15 protein-coding genes are annotated in these 16,951 nt (G+C 43.1%); 5 read left to right on the plus strand and 10 right to left on the minus strand.

The window, feature by feature from the left end; translation table 11 throughout:
- A partial coding sequence (locus F1E73_RS12985) for a site-2 protease family protein (protein ID WP_150452127.1) occupies positions 1-487 on the minus strand: 487 nt, incomplete at its 3' end.
- Between the two features lie 161 nt (positions 488-648).
- Here F1E73_RS12985 and F1E73_RS12990 point away from each other — a divergent pair.
- From F1E73_RS12990 to F1E73_RS13005, 4 genes are all read left to right on the plus strand, one after another.
- Positions 649-1,332: an SCO family protein gene (locus tag F1E73_RS12990; protein WP_150452128.1), complete on the plus strand. Its 684-nt coding sequence runs from the start codon at positions 649-651 to the stop codon at positions 1,330-1,332.
- A 215-nt stretch (positions 1,333-1,547) separates the two neighbouring features.
- Entirely contained in the window at positions 1,548-1,790 is a 243-nt protein-coding gene (locus F1E73_RS12995) for a FeoA family protein (RefSeq protein WP_086477474.1), read from the plus strand.
- A complete protein-coding gene (feoB, locus tag F1E73_RS13000; RefSeq protein ID WP_150452129.1) occupies positions 1,787-4,024 on the plus strand; it encodes a ferrous iron transport protein B in 2,238 nt (745 codons plus the stop codon). Before F1E73_RS12995 ends, feoB begins: the two co-directional genes overlap by 4 nt.
- Before the next feature lie 521 nt (positions 4,025-4,545).
- Positions 4,546-7,197, plus strand: coding sequence for a DUF5916 domain-containing protein (locus tag F1E73_RS13005; protein WP_150452130.1), 2,652 nt, complete (start codon positions 4,546-4,548; stop codon positions 7,195-7,197).
- Between the two features lie 19 nt (positions 7,198-7,216).
- Here F1E73_RS13005 and F1E73_RS13010 read toward each other — a convergent pair whose 3' ends face one another.
- The 9 genes from F1E73_RS13010 to F1E73_RS13050 all read right to left on the minus strand — a co-directional run bounded on the left by F1E73_RS13010 (position 7,217) and on the right by F1E73_RS13050 (position 15,456).
- On the minus strand, positions 7,217-7,603 hold the full coding sequence (locus tag F1E73_RS13010) for a DUF423 domain-containing protein (protein WP_150452131.1): 387 nt from the start codon (positions 7,601-7,603) through the stop codon (positions 7,217-7,219).
- Positions 7,604-7,626: 23 nt separating this feature from the next.
- On the minus strand, positions 7,627-8,037 hold the full coding sequence (locus tag F1E73_RS13015) for a DUF2141 domain-containing protein (protein ID WP_150452132.1): 411 nt from the start codon (positions 8,035-8,037) through the stop codon (positions 7,627-7,629).
- Positions 8,038-8,087: 50 nt separating this feature from the next.
- Positions 8,088-8,522: a hypothetical protein gene (locus tag F1E73_RS13020; RefSeq protein ID WP_150452133.1), complete on the minus strand. Its 435-nt coding sequence runs from the start codon at positions 8,520-8,522 to the stop codon at positions 8,088-8,090.
- Positions 8,523-8,529: 7 nt separating this feature from the next.
- Complete coding sequence (locus F1E73_RS13025) at positions 8,530-10,563, minus strand: S9 family peptidase (RefSeq protein WP_150452134.1); 2,034 nt, start codon at positions 10,561-10,563, stop codon at positions 8,530-8,532.
- A 98-nt stretch (positions 10,564-10,661) separates the two neighbouring features.
- A complete protein-coding gene (locus tag F1E73_RS13030; protein WP_150452135.1) occupies positions 10,662-11,822 on the minus strand; it encodes a metal ABC transporter permease in 1,161 nt (386 codons plus the stop codon).
- Entirely contained in the window at positions 11,815-12,942 is a 1,128-nt protein-coding gene (locus F1E73_RS13035) for a metal ABC transporter permease (protein WP_150452136.1), read from the minus strand. The genes F1E73_RS13030 and F1E73_RS13035 overlap by 8 nt, the downstream gene beginning before the upstream one ends.
- 6 nt (positions 12,943-12,948) lie before the next feature.
- A complete protein-coding gene (locus F1E73_RS13040) occupies positions 12,949-13,686 on the minus strand; it encodes a metal ABC transporter ATP-binding protein (protein WP_150452137.1) in 738 nt (245 codons plus the stop codon).
- Positions 13,687-13,777: 91 nt separating this feature from the next.
- Positions 13,778-14,803, minus strand: coding sequence for a metal ABC transporter solute-binding protein, Zn/Mn family (locus F1E73_RS13045; protein WP_150452138.1), 1,026 nt, complete (start codon positions 14,801-14,803; stop codon positions 13,778-13,780).
- Positions 14,800-15,456, minus strand: a complete 657-nt coding sequence (locus tag F1E73_RS13050) for a metal-dependent transcriptional regulator (RefSeq protein ID WP_086477495.1) — start codon at positions 15,454-15,456, stop codon at positions 14,800-14,802. Before F1E73_RS13050 ends, F1E73_RS13045 begins: the two co-directional genes overlap by 4 nt.
- Positions 15,457-15,738: 282 nt before the next feature.
- Here F1E73_RS13050 and F1E73_RS13055 point away from each other — a divergent pair, with 282 nt between their 5' ends.
- The gene (locus tag F1E73_RS13055; RefSeq protein WP_150452139.1) at positions 15,739-16,893 is read left to right on the plus strand and encodes a lycopene cyclase family protein; all 1,155 of its coding nucleotides are present in this window, start codon (positions 15,739-15,741) and stop codon (positions 16,891-16,893) included.
- The last annotated feature ends 58 nt before the right edge of the window (positions 16,894-16,951 follow it).

Raw genomic sequence — 16,951 nt, forward strand, 5'->3', positions numbered from 1 at the left:
CTACCTTTAATATCTGATCCCCGGTACGCAAGCCCAATTGCTCCCCAACGGAATCAACCAGAATCCCATACTTTAAATTATCGGATGGAATATAGGTGTCTCCATTGTTAAACAACAACATCGTATAAATTACCCAGGCCAATAGGAAGTTTACGATTACCCCCCCGGTCATAATAATGAGTCGCTGCCATGCCGGCTTGCTCCTGAATTCCCAAGGCTGGGGCTCCTGCTTCATCTGCTCGGTATCCATGCTCTCGTCTATCATCCCGGCAATCTTCACATAACCGCCCAAGGGCAACCACCCTATTCCGTATTCGGTTTCCCCAATTTTTTTCTTGAAAAGGGAGAACTTCACATCAAAGAACAAATAGAATTTCTCCACCTTGGTCTTGAAATATTTGGCCGGCAAATAGTGGCCCAGCTCATGGAGAATCACCAATATGGAGATAATCAGTACAAATTGTATTATTTGAATTGCTACTGTCATTGACTTAACTTTAATCTTAAAACCGAACAAAAGTACATTTTTAACAGTTCTTAAAAAAAGAAACTATTCGCACCCAATCCGTTTTAAGAAACATTTGGCACGAATCTGCCGAACATGCCTTGAAAAATACCCCCCGCTGGGCTATCTTTACCCCAAAAAAAATGCTCAAATTTCTAAGCAAATTAAAATACGTTTTTTTCACCCTTCTGATTGTTTCCTCCGTCATCATCTACTTGTTTATGGATGCCGTGGAACCCAAAAAAATACTACCGGTCTACCAGCCGTCCATGGTAAATGTTGAATTGGTGGATAGCACTATGCAGCATATTAAAAAATACCATACCATAGCCGATTTTTCCCTGATCAATCAAAATGGGGACACCATAACCCAAAAAGATTATGAGGATAAAATTTATATAGCCGATTTTTTCTTTACCACCTGCCCTACCATTTGCCCCATCATGACCAAAAACATGGCCCATATCCAAAGCCTAATCAAAGATGATGACGAGGTGATGCTACTATCCCACTCGGTTACCCCGGACATCGATTCCGTTCCCCAGCTAAAAAAATATGCCTTGGAGGAAGGGGTGTTAGACCATAAGTGGAATTTGGTAACGGGCGACAAAAAACAGATCTATGAACTGGCCCGAAGGTCGTACTTAGCAGTAAAAACCGATGGCGACGGAGGTCCTTTTGATATGATCCATACAGAAAACTTTATTCTGGTAGACAAGCTTAAACGCATTAGAGGGTTCTATGATGGCACCAATTCCGAGGATATGGAGAAATTAATGAGCGATCTGGAAATCCTGAAGGCGGTCTATAACGAGGAAGAAGAATAAACCCTGATTTCTTGTAAACGCAATTGGCCAAGGTTTAGAACATCTCCCTTGGCCCTACCCCTTTTTATCCTAGTATCCTGCCCCTCCAATTGCCTAGCGGGCGTGGCAACGGAATAACAAATACCCACACTTAGCTGTATTTGTTGATCTACCCAACAAAATTTTAATTTTTTTAAACTACTTTTGTGCTTAATTAAAATCAATCTAAATAAGATTTGGCCACCACAGTAGCACAATTAAAGCGCGGACAGCGAGGCATTATCAAGGAGTTTGCAGATGGGGTGCTCCCCGTAAAACTCATGGAAATGGGATGCCTACCTGGTAATGAAATTACCTTGGTACAGGTAGCTCCCCTAAAAGACCCTATCTATATTAATTGCAACGGCACCCATATCGCCATAAGACGCTCCGTGGCCAGTTTAATAGAATTGGAAATTATTGAAGACTCTCCTCTATGAGCAAACAGATTAAGGTAGCGCTTATTGGAAACCCCAATACTGGTAAAACCTCGGTATTTAATCAACTTACCGGGCTTAAACAAAAGGTAGGGAATTATCCCGGGATTACCGTAGAGAAGAAAGAGGGCATCTGTAAATTGCCAAGGGGCGTAAAGGCCCATATTCTGGATCTCCCTGGCACCTATAGCCTTAATACCACTTCTTTGGACGAGAGTGTGGTGGTAGAGTTGTTGCTCAACAAAAACGACAAGGACTACCCCGATGTGGCCGTTGTAATTAGTGATGTAGAGAACCTAAAGCGTAATTTGCTGCTGTTCACTCAAATCAAGGATTTAAAAATCCCGGTGATCCTTGTAATCAATATGGCCGATAGGATGAACCGAAAGGGAATTTCCTTGGATATTGACTTATTGGAGGAGAAGCTAGACACCAAAATAGCTTTGGTGAGCACCCGAAAAGGGACCGGAATAGATCGCTTAAAGGAATTGATAGCCAATTACAAGTCGCTCTCTTCCTCCCCCAACGTAGATACTACGGTGATTGCCCCGGAGTATTTTAACACCCTCAAGGCCACCTTTCCCAATGAAGACCTCTATAAATTGTGGTTGGTGATTACCCAGGATGTTAACTTTATGCCCATAGAGAAAAATCCGATCTCTATTCCCGCTTCCTTTAAAACAAAATCGAAGTCCGAGCTTAAAAGATTACAGCAAAAGGAAACCATCCTTAGGTATCAATTTATAAATGGCATTCTAAAACAAGCTTATAAGGTAGATTTAAATGCAGCCAAGGGGTTACGGGCTACGGCCGATAAAATACTGACCCACAAAATTTTTGGGTACCTCATATTTTTCCTGATCCTACTTGCCATATTTCAGGCTATCTACGATTGGAGTAGTTATCCAATGGATTTTATTGACGAGCTTTTTGCCACGGGCAGTGAATGGGTAAAAGACACCCTACCCCCAGGGGTTTTCACAGATCTAATTGCTGAAGGGATTCTTGCAGGAATAGGTGGCGTGGTTATTTTTATTCCGCAAATTGCCTTTCTATTCCTTTTTATCGCTCTGCTGGAAGAGTCGGGCTATATGAGCAGGGTGGTCTTTTTAATGGACCGACTAATGCGCCCCTTTGGCCTCAGCGGTAAAAGTGTAGTACCCCTTATTTCTGGGACCGCCTGTGCCATCCCCGCAATTATGGCCACCCGGACCATAGAGAATTGGAAAGAACGGCTCATCACCATTTTAGTGACCCCGTTTACCACCTGTTCTGCACGTTTGCCGGTTTACCTTATTATTATTGCCCTCGTAATTCCAGATGGAAGGTTCCTAGGCCTAAGCTACCAAGCGCTTACCCTAATGCTCCTTTATCTACTTGGTTTTGGAGCCGCCATCTTTTCGGCCATGATTCTCAATAAGATCATGAAAATAAAGACCAAAACTTTTTTTGTGATGGAAATGCCCAACTATAAGCTTCCACTGCTAAAAAATGTTGGCTATACCGTCCTAGAAAAAACAAAGAGCTTTGTATTAGGAGCCGGAAAAATTATCCTTGCCATCTCCATTATTCTATGGTTTTTAGGCTCTAATGGCTATTCCGATGATTTTTACAATGCCGAGGAAATTGTAGAACAGAAAATAGAAAAGGAAGGCTTTACCGAATTCAACCTTAAAAATATAGAGAGCAGTTTAGCGGCCTACCAAGAAAGCCTACAGGACAGCATGGCACTACAGGGATATGAATTGGATAAGCAGGCCCTGACCGACTCCCTAAGGACTAAGGCGACCGAACTAAGACAAAAGGCCAAAAACCAAGAGGTTGCCAGTTATAAATTGGAAAACTCCTATATGGGTCTTGCCGGCAAGGCCATAGCTCCCCTTGTACATCCCTTGGGCTACGATTGGAAAATTGGGATTGCCGTCCTAACCTCCTTTGCAGCGCGGGAAGTCTTTGTAGGCACCTTGGCCACCATTTACAGCGTGGGAAGCGATGAGGAAGACACCATTAAAAATAGGATGTCTGCAGAAATAGATCCCGATACCAAGAAACCCTTATTTAATTTGGCTTCTGGAATTTCCATCTTGCTGTTTTATGCATTTGCTATGCAGTGTATGAGCACCCTGGCCATCGTAAAAAGAGAGACCAATTCCTGGAAATGGCCCACGGCACAGCTGGTTTTTATGAGCCTATTTGCCTATATTGTAGCCTTAATAGCCTATCAAATTTTAAAATAATGGGTGCGTTCTTTTTGCAGCATCCGGTACAAAAGGATATGCAATGCTCTACATGAAAATTTTACAATAGGCAGTATTGAAGTAATAAACCTTTGCTCCCCTGGCGCTATAATTTGCCTTGGGATGGGTTAGAAAATTAAAAGCGTACTAGTAATGAGTACTGTTCAAGACATATTAGTTTATATCACGGTTGCCATAGCAGTAGGTTATTTGGTTAAGAAATTTCTATTGCCCCGCTCCCTATTTGCTCGTAAAAAAAATAGTTCCAAAGGATGCGGGGAAGGGGATTGCGGCTGTCATTAGTCCCGTTTTCCAACCTCTCACCCTCCCATTCCCTTTATAAGCCTCCCTTTCTCCTATCTAAAGATTGGGAAAACTCCAAAGTCTACAGTCCTAACTAAACCAACTTATAAGCCTAAGGCTCAACACCATACTGTGTTAAAGATATCTTAAATTCGTGATTTTGGTGTAACGACAAAAAGTATTGGTCGTCTTTTAATCAACCACCTAAAACGATTTCCATGGGAACCTGTTATTTAACCTCTTTAGCCGTGCTATTGACCCAAGTCATCTGCTACGCCCAGGACACCAAGGAAATACTCTCCAAAAAGACCTATACCACCCAATTTATTCAGGACATGCCTCCACCTGATATTGATGGCAGTTTAGAGGAAAGCACTTGGTCCCTAGTACCATGGGAAGGAAACTTTGTAGAGCAAAGGCCCAATGAAAACACGGCCCCGGACCATCAGACCCAATTTAAAATATTGTACGACAAAAACTTTTTATATGTAGGTATCCGCTGTTACGACAGTGAACCCGATAAGATAGAAAAACGTCTTTCCAGGCGGGATGGTTTTGAAGGGGATTGGATCGCTATTTTTATCGATAGTTATTTTGATAAACGCACCGCCTTTGGTTTTCTGGTCACCGCAGCAGGTGTAAAGGCCGATTTATTTAACTCCAACAACGGGGAAAATGAGGATCCCAGCTGGAATCCTATCTGGTATACCAAAACGCAGATTGATTCTGAAGGCTGGACTGCAGAGATGAAAATACCCCTTTCCCAGCTTAAATTTGGAAAATTACAGGATCAAACCTGGGGCTTACAAGTAATGCGCCGCCTCTTTAGGGAGGAGGAGCGATCCGTTTGGCAACGCCTACCACAGGACAGCCCCGGATTTGTAAGTGAATTTGGCCTCTTGCAAGGCCTCAAAAACCTGGAACCTCAAAAACAATTGGAAATTCAACCCTATGCTATTACCAAACTGGAAAATTATGAACCAGAAGCGGGCAACCCCTTTCTTACTGGGCAGGACGAACGTTTTACCGTTGGCCTGGATGCTAAAATAGGGGTCACCAATGACCTTACCTTGGACCTCACCATTAACCCCGACTTTGGCCAGGTAGAGGCCGATCCATCTGCTATTGCACTGGATGGATTTCAGATCTTCTTTGAAGAAAAACGCCCCTTCTTTATAGAAAATAAAAATATCTTTGATTATCGGGTGTCCCCCTCGCAAGCAGGGAATACCTTTGGATTTGACAACGTTTTTTACTCCCGTAGAATAGGGCGGAGTCCGCAGGGTTTTCCACAAACCGAGGCGGGCGAATTTGTAGACCAACCTGATAATACTCCCATCTTAGGAGCAGCAAAATTCAGCGGAAAAACTAAGGACGGCTGGTCTATCGGAGTTCTACAAAGCACCACCGCAAGAAAGCACGCTACCATAGATAACCATGGCGAACGAAGAAAGGAGATAGTAGAGCCACTGACCAATTATTTTATTGGGCGCTTACAAAAGGATTTTAATGATAACAACAGTTATATAGGAGGAATATTTACTGCTACCAATAGGGAAACCCTAGGCAATCCCATTAACTTCTTACATAGGTCTGCCTACACCGGAGGGTTCGATTTTAAACATCAATGGAAGCAGCGCTCTTGGTACCTTGCAGGGGATATTATTTGGAGCCACGTCCGGGGAGATACCACCGCTATTATACAGACACAAAAATCCATCACCCACTTGTTCCAAAGAGTGGATGCAGACCATATTTCCCTAGATCCTACCAAAACTTCCTTGAGCGGTACTGGAGGCAATCTAAAATTAGGGAAGGCCGGGGATGGTCATTGGATATTTGAGACGGGGTTTACCTGGCGATCCCCGGAACTGGAACTGAACGATGTAGGCTTTCAACGCCAGGCAGACGACCTTCGACATTATAATTGGATTGGCTATAGATCTCTTAAACCAGACAACACCTTTCGGAAAATAGGAATAAACTATAACCATTGGAGTGTGTGGGATTTTGCAGGCAATCACAACCTCCTGCAGTTCAACACCAATAGTTGGCAGCACTGGAAGAACAATTGGTTCACCAACATAGGCTTCAACTACGAACCGATACAGTTCTCCAATTTCGCCTTGAGGGGCGGACCAAGGTTGCGACTTTCCCCGGAAATTAGCTTTTCTAATGGGATAGAATCCGATGGACGAAAGAAAGTTCAGCTTTCCTTATTTCACAATGGGGGCAAGGCCTTGGATAACAGCAGAAACTACTATGGGCTAGAGTTTGGATTTAGCTATCAACCATTGAATGCCCTGCGTATTTCAGCTTTTCCAGAATATCGTACGTTTAACAACAAACTGCAATACATAAGCAATATACCAACAGACGCTGGCACCACCTATCTAAACGGTACTGTAGAACAGAAGACCCTAAGTATGTCCCTTCGATTAAACTATACCATTAATCCCAACCTGTCCCTTCAATATTGGGGGCAACCCTTTATATCTAACGGCCGTTATTCGGAATTTAAAGAAGTAATAGACCCCTTGGCTAAATCTTTTAACAACAGAATATCGTCTTATCAAAACAATCAAATAAGTTTTGAAAATGAGGTGTATGGAGTGGATTCTAACCTAGATGGCAACACGGATTTTACCTTTAACAATCCCAATTTCTCGGTAATACAGTTCCGATCCAATCTGGTATTCCGGTGGGAATATATTCCCGGTTCGGAGCTCTTTTTTGTATGGTCCCAGGACGTATCGCGCTTTGGAGATCCACAAAGCCCACTTTTTAACAACCTAAAAGATCAACTATTCAATGGTGAAAAGCCAAAAAACATCTTTTTGTTAAAAGCTACCTACCGGTTTGTTTTATAAGTACCGCTTGTGCAACCTCCTAAACCCATTCTTTAACAAAGGAGTAGAGCAGCAAGCCCCAGCCTATAACCAACAGGAGTCCGCCTATGGGGGTTACAGGACCCAAAAACCGCACATTTAGTCCTTTAGCAGCCCCTAGGACCAGTCCATAAATACTGAAAGAAAACAAGAAGACCCCAAGGATAAAGCAATAGACCATATTTTTTTCCAAAGCGGTTTCCAAATTGAGGTTAAACCCTAACACTACCAGGAGAATGGCATGGTACAATTGGTATCTTACCCCCGTCTCAAAGCTGGCCAGTTGCTCTACCGTAAGCCTTTTTTTTAAGGCATGTGCCCCAAAGGCGCCGAAGATAATGGCCAACATACCGTACAAGGCTCCTATAAACTGTGCTACTAATACCATAAATTATTACTTAACAATATACCTTACTTAAACGATACCTCAATAATCATATCTCTTGGGACGTTAAACACGCAGTCTTTAAATGCGGGCGGACCAAAGAGTTTCATTTTTGTATTGGAAAAAGCCACCTTTTCCCTAGGGATACCCAACCAATTCAGATCCAATTCATCATTACTATTTTCATCGTGAAATACCGCCACCGCATAATTTCCACTAGGCAGATCGTTAATTACCACGGTAGTGGTATCTTCCTTGGCCGATACGCTACTGGCCCTAAAAACCCTATCGAACTTTAAAAAATCCTCGGCTTCTGTATAGAGCGCTACGCTAATCTTCCCCTTACCCGAGGCAACTCCCTTCACCTCAACGGAAAGATCTATTTGAGACATCCCCAGCATTGGTATCAGCAAGACAATCAAGATGAACTTCCCCATAATTAAACTGTTTTCTAAATTACGGTGTAAATATAATCCCTAAGTATCAGCTACTTACTCTTTTCCGTATTAATTTTTGTCCATAAATAATCATGGAGGGATTTGGTGGCCGTGCTGTCAGTAAAATTCATGAACACTTTTAATGAATCTTTATAGACCACCCGTATCTTGGAATGAGATAGTTTATCCACAAACACATGCACCCTATTAGTCCCGAGGCTATCTGATAGGAAGACTCCCTTCTCAACTTCGTTGACCGAAAACCCATGAATCCGTTCCATACTGGGGATCTTATCTACCATCTGAATGCTATCTATCTCCGAAAAGGGAATTTCGAGCCAATAAATCCCGGAAAAAATACGAAAGGAATCCTCCTTTATTTTAGTCCAGTTTTTATAATGTGCCGTAAAAGCAAAACCCACCCCAATAAGGGTCACCACAATCAGTAGATTTAATAGCCAGGATCTTTTCTTAGTCTGCGCCATAAAGTTTTTATTCTGTTGAGTCCCTATACTTATCGAACCAAGCCAAAATATTGGCCACCTTAGTGATTAAATTGCTGGGCCTACTGGCAATTCCGTGAGCGGCTTCGGGCACTTCTATCAATACCGTCTCTATTTTTCGCAGTTTTAACGCATGGTATAATTGCTTGGCCTCACTAGGCGGAGTCCTTAAATCGTTCATACCCACCATTACCATCGTGGGGGTCTCAATATTGCCCACTAAGGAAATAGGTGAAAAACGCCAATAGTCCTCAAAATTCTCCCAAGGCTGTCCCGGCAATCTGGAATGTGCATAGCGAAAGTAATTATCGGCCACCAAGGTTTTACTTATCCAATTCATTACTGGCTTAATCACCGCGGCTGCTTTAAATCTATTGTTTTTCCCAATCATCCAAGCAGACATGATCCCTCCTGCACTTCCACCAGTAACGAATAATTGATCTTCATGGGCCACTCCCATTTTTATACAATGATCTACCCCATCCATCACGTCGTTATAATCTTCTCCTGGATAGTTGTGGTATAATAGGTTTCCAAATTCTTCGCCGTAACTGGTACTTCCCCGTGGATTAGGATAAAACACCACATAGCCGGCCGCCGCATAGAGCTGGACTTCCGCACTAAAGCGATCCCCGTAGTTTAAAATGGGTCCACCGTGGTTTTCTACCAAGAAGGGATATTTTTTTCCCTTCTCATAATTGGGGGGATACACTATCCATCCCTGAAGTTCTCTTTGGTCTACGGAAGAAGTATACCAAACCTCCTCTACCTTACCCAAAGTCCTATAACTAAATAGTGCTTTGTTTAGATCGGTAATTTTATTGGTCTGCCTAGACCTGGCATCTACTACCGCCAGTTCTGAAGGGTAATAGGGGGTAGATTGGGTGTAGGCGATATCCCCTTTTGTGGAAACACTGAATGAGCCACTGGCATAGGGCCTTCCCAAAGTAGTGCCGCCCATATTATCGGCCAGTTTGGAAAATTTACCGTTGAGGGAAACATAGCCAATCTTAGAATTCCCTTTGTCATCATAAGCAAAGTACAGCCCCCTACTTTTTGCATCCCAGACAATATTGTTCACATCCCTATCTAGTTCCATGGCAATTTCCCGCTGGTTCTTCCCATCGGTATCCATAAGATACAAACGGGTCACCTGATAGGCCTGCACCTTATCTTCATAGCCCACATAGGCAATATATTTGCCATTGGGTGAAACTACTGGATTGTTATCTGGTCCAGGCTTATCCGTAAGCTGTGTAATGCTACCGCTATCTACGGCCACCGAATAGACTTCACTATTTCTAAAATCGTATTCCCAATCTTGGTTCCTATTCCCGGAAAAATATATTTTTTGACCATCCAAGGACCAGGAAAGGGGCCCACTATGATGATAATCTCCACTGGTAAGCTGCCTTACGGCGCCCCCATCTGCCGGAATTAGAAAAATGTGGTTAAATCCTGGATCTATATACCCCCTGCCATCGCGTTCGTGATACAATCTGTCTGTTATTCTTGGCGCTGCAGCCCATTTGGCCCCCTTGGGCTTCTTTGGAATTTTTGCAGCTACCGGTGCGGGCTTATCCACATGCATGGAAAATGCCAACTGATCTCCCTGGGGAGACCAAGTGAGGGAAGAAGGACTAAATGGAAGCTGAGAAATCTTGGCAAGCTTTCCACTACCCGTCCAATACATATAAATTTCGGATCCTTCCTCTGTAGCACTGATAAAGGCCAATCTATCACCTTTGGGCGACCAGACCGGACTAGATTCGTTCACTTCCCTAGAGGTTATCTTTTGATGTTGGGACCCATCGGGCTTCACCATCCATAGGTTGCCCACGGCCTTATCCTCCATAATATCAAAACCCATTCTACGATAAACGATCCAATCTCCTTGCGGGGAAATTTGGGGATCCGAAACGTATTCCAAATCAAAAACATCCAAATAAGAAAATACTTTTTCCTGTGACTGTCCAAAACTCAGGATCGGAATCAATAGAAATAACAGAAATCTAAAAGACATGAAGTTATAGTTATTAGGTTAATTTAGTAATGATTGGGCAATATCCCCCTTACAATATGCAACCAAAAATAACTGGTAATTCTGTTATAAAAAAACCATTAGCCCCTAAACAAAAAGAATCTGTCCTTCATCTCCTCTATGGCGGCACTTTTATTGGTAATAATATAGTTAATGGCCTCGGAGGTAAAGGTTTCGCCCTTCTCCGTTAAAGAAATAATGCTATCCTCTATCGTGATCATATTGTTCTTTAGCGCCAAATCTAATACAGACTGTGCCTTCACCTTGTGCCAATTGATGTGTTCATAAAGGTGATTGATATGCCGTTCGGACTTTTCTGTATGGTTCTGAAGATGCAAAAGGAAGGTAAGCAAATGCACTTCCACTTTTTGTCGTCTTTGCCTGTACAATACTGAAATTAGTCCACTATTGGGCGCCATGAGATAGATTAAAAAGAACAAGATGCCCAACACGGTGGTTATAGAGCCCGCGATAGAAGCGTCTAACCAATGGGCCACCCAATACCCTAGTAGCGCCCCTACAATACCAAACAAAGCCGATAATATTAGCATTTTCTTGAGGTCATTGGTGAGGAGGTAGGCCATAGCCGGTGGCGCAATCATAAGGGCCACCACCAATATGGCCCCTACGGCATCAAAAGCCCCGACGGTGGTAACCGAAGCTACGGTCATTAACCCATAATGAATAATCACAGGGGAAAACCCTAAGGTTGCTGCCAATTGCGTATCAAAGGTGCTAATTTTCAACTCCTTAAAGAAAGTAATGAGCAGCGTGAGGGTCAACAGCAAAATAGTTCCAATCACCCAAAGCGATTTTGGTCCCACATCCATTCCATTGATGATTAGCCGATCAAATGGAGCAAAGGCCAACTCTCCCAACAATACGGCATCCACATCCAAATGTACATCCCCCGCATTTTTAGCAATCAATATCACCCCAATACTGAACATGGAAGGGAACACCAAACCTATGGCGGTGTCTTCCTTTACCAAACCGGTCTTTTGTATATATTCTACCAGCACCACGGTAATGATCCCACTAAAAGCGGCCAAGAGAATTAGCCATGGGGAGTTTAGATCCTCGGTAAGGAAAAACCCTACTACGATACCCGGTAAAATAGAATGGCTAATAGCATCACTGATCATGGCCATCCTACGGAGCACCAAGAAGGTACCCGGAATAGCACAGGCTACGGCCACAATGCAGGCGATTAATTGTATTTCTATTTGCGCACTAGTCATAGGAGTTCTCTTGCTGGTTATACAAATTCATGGCCTTGTTGTACCCCTTTTGGGTTAAGGACCACATGGCACCATCTACGGTGATATACTCCCTATCTTCCAAGTTTTTTAAAGAGTTCCTGGTATATCCTTGAAAATTGTTAAGGATTTTCACCTTGTGGGGATGTGAAATATCCTCATGGGTCTTGGCTATTTCATACATAAAATGGAGCGTCTTATGCAACTGAAGGTCATTCCTATTCTTCCAATGCCTAATCTCCCGAAATAACAGCCCCCTCCCTGGGGAGAATACAAAGGAGATTACCACAAAGACCGCCGCTACCAAAACAATTAAGGGCCCGGTAGAAAGGTTGTTGGAAGTGGCACTGATGGCCGTACCAAAAATTCCGGATAAGGCGCCAAAAACTGCCGCCAAAAAAATCATGATTCCCAGGTTATTGGTCCATTGCCTAGCTGCTGCAGCGGGTGCAAGCAACATGGCGCTCATTAACACCACCCCTACTGTTTGCAAGCCTATCACAATGGCCAGTACAATAAGCGTGGTCATTATCACATCTAGAAAACGGGTATTAAAACCCAAAGATTTACTGTAATCCGGATCAAAATGCTGCACCTTAAATTCTTTCCAAAACAGGAGTAACACCAACAGGGAAACTCCCATAACGATCGCCATAAGCCACACATCGCTCTCTACCAGAGTGGCGGCCTGACCAAAGAGATACTTATCCAATCCCGCTTGCTGTGCATTGGGCATTTTTTGCACAAAGGTCAATAACAGCATACCAAAGCCAAAGAATAGGGATAGGATCAATCCAAGGGCGGTGTCAGATTTTAAGTGTGTTTTTTTCACGATACCACTGATCCAAAAAGTGCCGACCAAACCGCTTACCAAGGCACCGATCAAAAGCATATTGCTATTTTTTGCTCCCGTGATCAAAAAGGCGATTACAATGCCCGGGAGGGCGGCATGGGAAATGGCATCGCCCAAGAGACTTTGTTTTCTAAGCACTGCAAAGCTTCCCAGCATACCACAGACAATGCCCAAAATAGCCGTCCCTAGCGTAATGGTACGCAGGGTATAATCGGTAACTACTAATGAAAAATATTCCTGTACGGACATAAGTTGTTATTGTAATACACTCACTTTATAATTAATCCCGTAGGTTTTGGTGAGGTTGTCATCGTTAAAAATATCCTTGACCGAACCTGTCGCAATTTTCTTGACATTTAAGAAGGTCACCCAGTCAAAGTATTCGGGTACGGTTTGTAGATCGTGATGAACCACTACCACCGTTTTCCCCGATTTCCTCAATTCTTTTAAAATATTGACAATAGCTTTTTCTGTGGTGGCATCTACCCCCTGGAAAGGTTCGTCCATAATATAGATACTGGCTTCTTGCACCAAGGCCCTGGCAAGGAATACCCGCTGTTGTTGCCCTCCGCTAAGCTGACTAATTTGCCTACTTCTAAACTCTAACATCCCCACCTTTTCCAAGGCCTCTAGCGCTCGTTTCTTTTGGGTTTTCCCCGGCCTCTTAATCCAGCCCAGACTCCCATAAGTCCCCATTAAAACCACATCTAAGGCAGTGGTGGGAAAATCCCAATCTACACTCCCCTTTTGTGGAACATAAGCTACTTTTTTATACTGTTTCTTATACGGCTTCCCAAAGATTTCTATAGTCCCTGCTATGGGTTTCACTATATCTAGCATCGCCTTGATTAAGGTAGATTTCCCAGCGCCGTTGGGCCCTACAATGGCCATGAGTACCCCTTCGGGAATGGATAGATCCACATCCCAAAGCACGGGCTTAAAGTTATAAGCTACCGTTAAGTCGTCTACTTTTATAGCTATTTTATCGTTCATGTTTCCTTTTAGGTATTATTCGTTAGCGGGAGTGTATGCTCATCGGAAGGTGCTTTTAGTTCTTAAAATCCCCTTTTGCTAATCACCATCCCTACTTTAAGGCATTTACAATGGTATTTACATTGTGCTTAAACATCCCTATATAGGTACCCTCAACCGTTCCTTTGGTCCCTAAGGCGTCGGAATACAAGTTACCGCCAATACGTACACTATGTCCCTTGGAGAGTACTGCTGCTTGCAAGGCCTCAATATTCCTCCTAGGCACCGAGGTCTCAATAAATATCGATTTCACTTTATTATCTATGATAAACTGGGAAAGCCGCTGCACATCTTGCACCCCGGCCTCCGTGGCTGTAGATAACCCTTGAAGTCCAAGTACTTGAAACCCGTACTCCATTCCAAAATAATTGAAGGCGTCGTGCGCAGTGACCACTATACGCTTTTCCTTGGGCAGGGTCTCTATAATAGCCATTAATTCTACTTCCAGCGCATCCAATTCCTTAAGGTAATTTTTGCTGTTCTCCTTAAACAGCGCCGCGTTTTCTGGATCTAGCTCGGAAAGTTTCTCTGCAGTATACTGGGTAATTTGTTTCCAAAAGCTTAGGCTAAACCAAATATGCGGATCGTAATTGGAACCAAATTTTTCGGATGCCAGTAAGCCCTTTCTATCCAAGACATCGGTAATAGCAACGGTATTCTTATGTTGCTGTTCCATTCGCTCAAAAATACCTACCAGCTTTCCCTCCAAGTGCAAGCCATTGTAAAACACCACATCGGCGGTAAACAATTTATTTACATCCCCTTCACTGGCCTTGTAGAGGTGCGGATCTACCCCACTCCCCATTAGTCCTTGCACTTCTATAGCATCCCCTCCAATCTGGTTTAGGAGATCCGTGATAATGGAGGTAGTGGCCACCACCTTAAGCTTTCCGTTATCCTTGTTTTTAGAATCGGATTTACAGCCTACCAACCCTACTACCAATAGGACCAGCAAAAAATTTCTTGTTCCTATTAATTGAAGTCGACGGGCATTGCGCTTCGCCCTAGGGACAAGCGTCAACAAACTACCGATTGCTTGAGACCCCTTATTCTTTTTTTGTTTTCCAATGTTTATCATTCCTTGATCTTTACATATAAGTTAGCTGCTATTTGATGGGAAATTTGGCGGGTAGAGTCCCCAATCCCAATCACCAAAGAGCCATCAAATTCTTCCATTTCCAACACTTGGATAAACTGCCCCAAAGCAATATTATTCTTATCCAAAAACTTTAAGAAACTCGCGGAAGAGTCTTTTACTCCAACGCAAACCCCTCCTTCTCCCACGGCCACTTCGCTAAGCAATTTCTTATCGCGCTCCTCAAAGCCGCCATCCTTATCGGGAATGGGATCGCCATGCGGATCATATTTTGGATAATTAAGCAAACGGTCCAAGCGATCTATTAGCTTGTCACTTTTTATATGCTCTAACTGCTCTGCCACCTCGTGCACCTCATCCCATGAGAAATCGAGCTTTTCCACCAAAAAAACCTCCCATAGGCGGTGTTTTCTAATCACGCCCAAGGCTACTTTGGTGCCCAAATCCGTGAGAGAAACCCCCTGATACCGCTTATAATTAACCAAGTTCTTATCCGAAAGTTTTTTCACCATATCCGTAACCGAAGATGGTTTGGTTTCCATTTGCTCTGCAATGGAGTTTGTAGAGACGGCCTCCTGCCCCTGCCTCCCAATATGAAAGATGGTCTTAATATAATTCTCTTCAGAACGAGTCATAAAATTATCGTTTTCACAAAAATACATTTTTATTCATAAAAACAAATTTTTAGGCAAGGCTAAGTTTGAGTCGGCACAGCGCCTACAAAGCTCCGCTCCCCATGGTTTTACTACCCCTCTACCCAACCTCGTTCACCACATCCAATAGAGAATAACTTGGAAAACCAGTCATGGAGGCCAGATAGCATGATTTATCCTTAAGATCTTAGTATTTTTGGTTTCCCAGGAATACCTGGAAGCCCCTTCCGGTATTCCCTATGGGGCACTTAAGCTTTTAATTGAATGACTACGTACAATTATATAATCATTGGGGCAGGTGCTTCCGGACTAATGCTGGCCGATGCGCTTGGAAAAGACTCATTTTTTGCCAATAAATCCATTTTAATTCTGGAGAAGGAAGCAAAGGAAGCCAATGACCGCACCTGGTGTTTCTGGGACAGGGGAAACAGTCCGTTCCGCCAGGTTACCCACAAAAATTATAATCAGATATTTTTTGCGGGCAAAGCCTATTCAGAACAGCTACAAATTGCCCCTTATACCTATCATATGGTACGTGGCGACCATTTCTATAGCACCTATCTAAACCGATTAAAAAACTACCCTAACATTTCCCTTATTAGGGACACCGTAACGGACCTGCAGGACCACCATTCTTATGTAGAAGTACGCACGGCCACCACTGCTTACCGGGCTGAGAAGGTGTTTACCAGTGCCTTTGATTACAAAAAGCTGTTGAATCAGAAAAAATATCCGGTATTGCAGCAGCATTTCCTGGGATGGTTTATAAAAACGAAGCGCGCCCTTTTTGATCCAGATCGCGCTACTTTTATGGATTTCTCCATTCCTCAAAAAGGAAATACCCGATTTATGTACGTGCTACCCATTTCCCCAACCGAGGCACTCGTAGAATACACCCTCTTTTCCAAGGATGTACTATCCACTTTGGAGTACGAACAAGGTCTTAAGGACTACCTCCTAAACCATTTGGGATTGGGGATCGATGATTATGAAATAACCGCTCATGAAAGTGGGAACATCCCAATGAGCTGTTTCAATTTCAACAGCTATAACAGCGCCAATGTACTACATATTGGAATTGCAGGTGGATGGGCAAAACCCAGTTCGGGATACACCTTTATGCATTCCTATAAAAAGGTACAGCAATTAATCCCCTTCCTGAAAAAAGGCAAGGCCTTAAATACCTTTGGCGGTCGCAATCGGTTTTGGTTTTACGACCTTTTGTTGTTAGATATTTTATATAGGGACAACAGCAAAGGACGACTCATTTTTGAACAGCTTTTTAAAAACCAAACTCCGCAGAAAATATTTAAATTTTTAGATGAGGAAACCAGTTTTAGGGAAGACCTGCATATAATTGCCGCCTGTCCAAAAAGAGAGTTTATTTCAGCCTTGATACGTCGTATCATTAAATTTTAACAAACATGATTTCGACTCTAATTCCAATATTCCTACCTTTAAAAATGCCTCAGCACAC

The sequence above is a fragment of the Arenibacter lacus genome, from assembly GCF_008711145.1.
Taxonomy (GTDB): Bacteria; Bacteroidota; Bacteroidia; order Flavobacteriales; family Flavobacteriaceae; genus Arenibacter; species Arenibacter amylolyticus.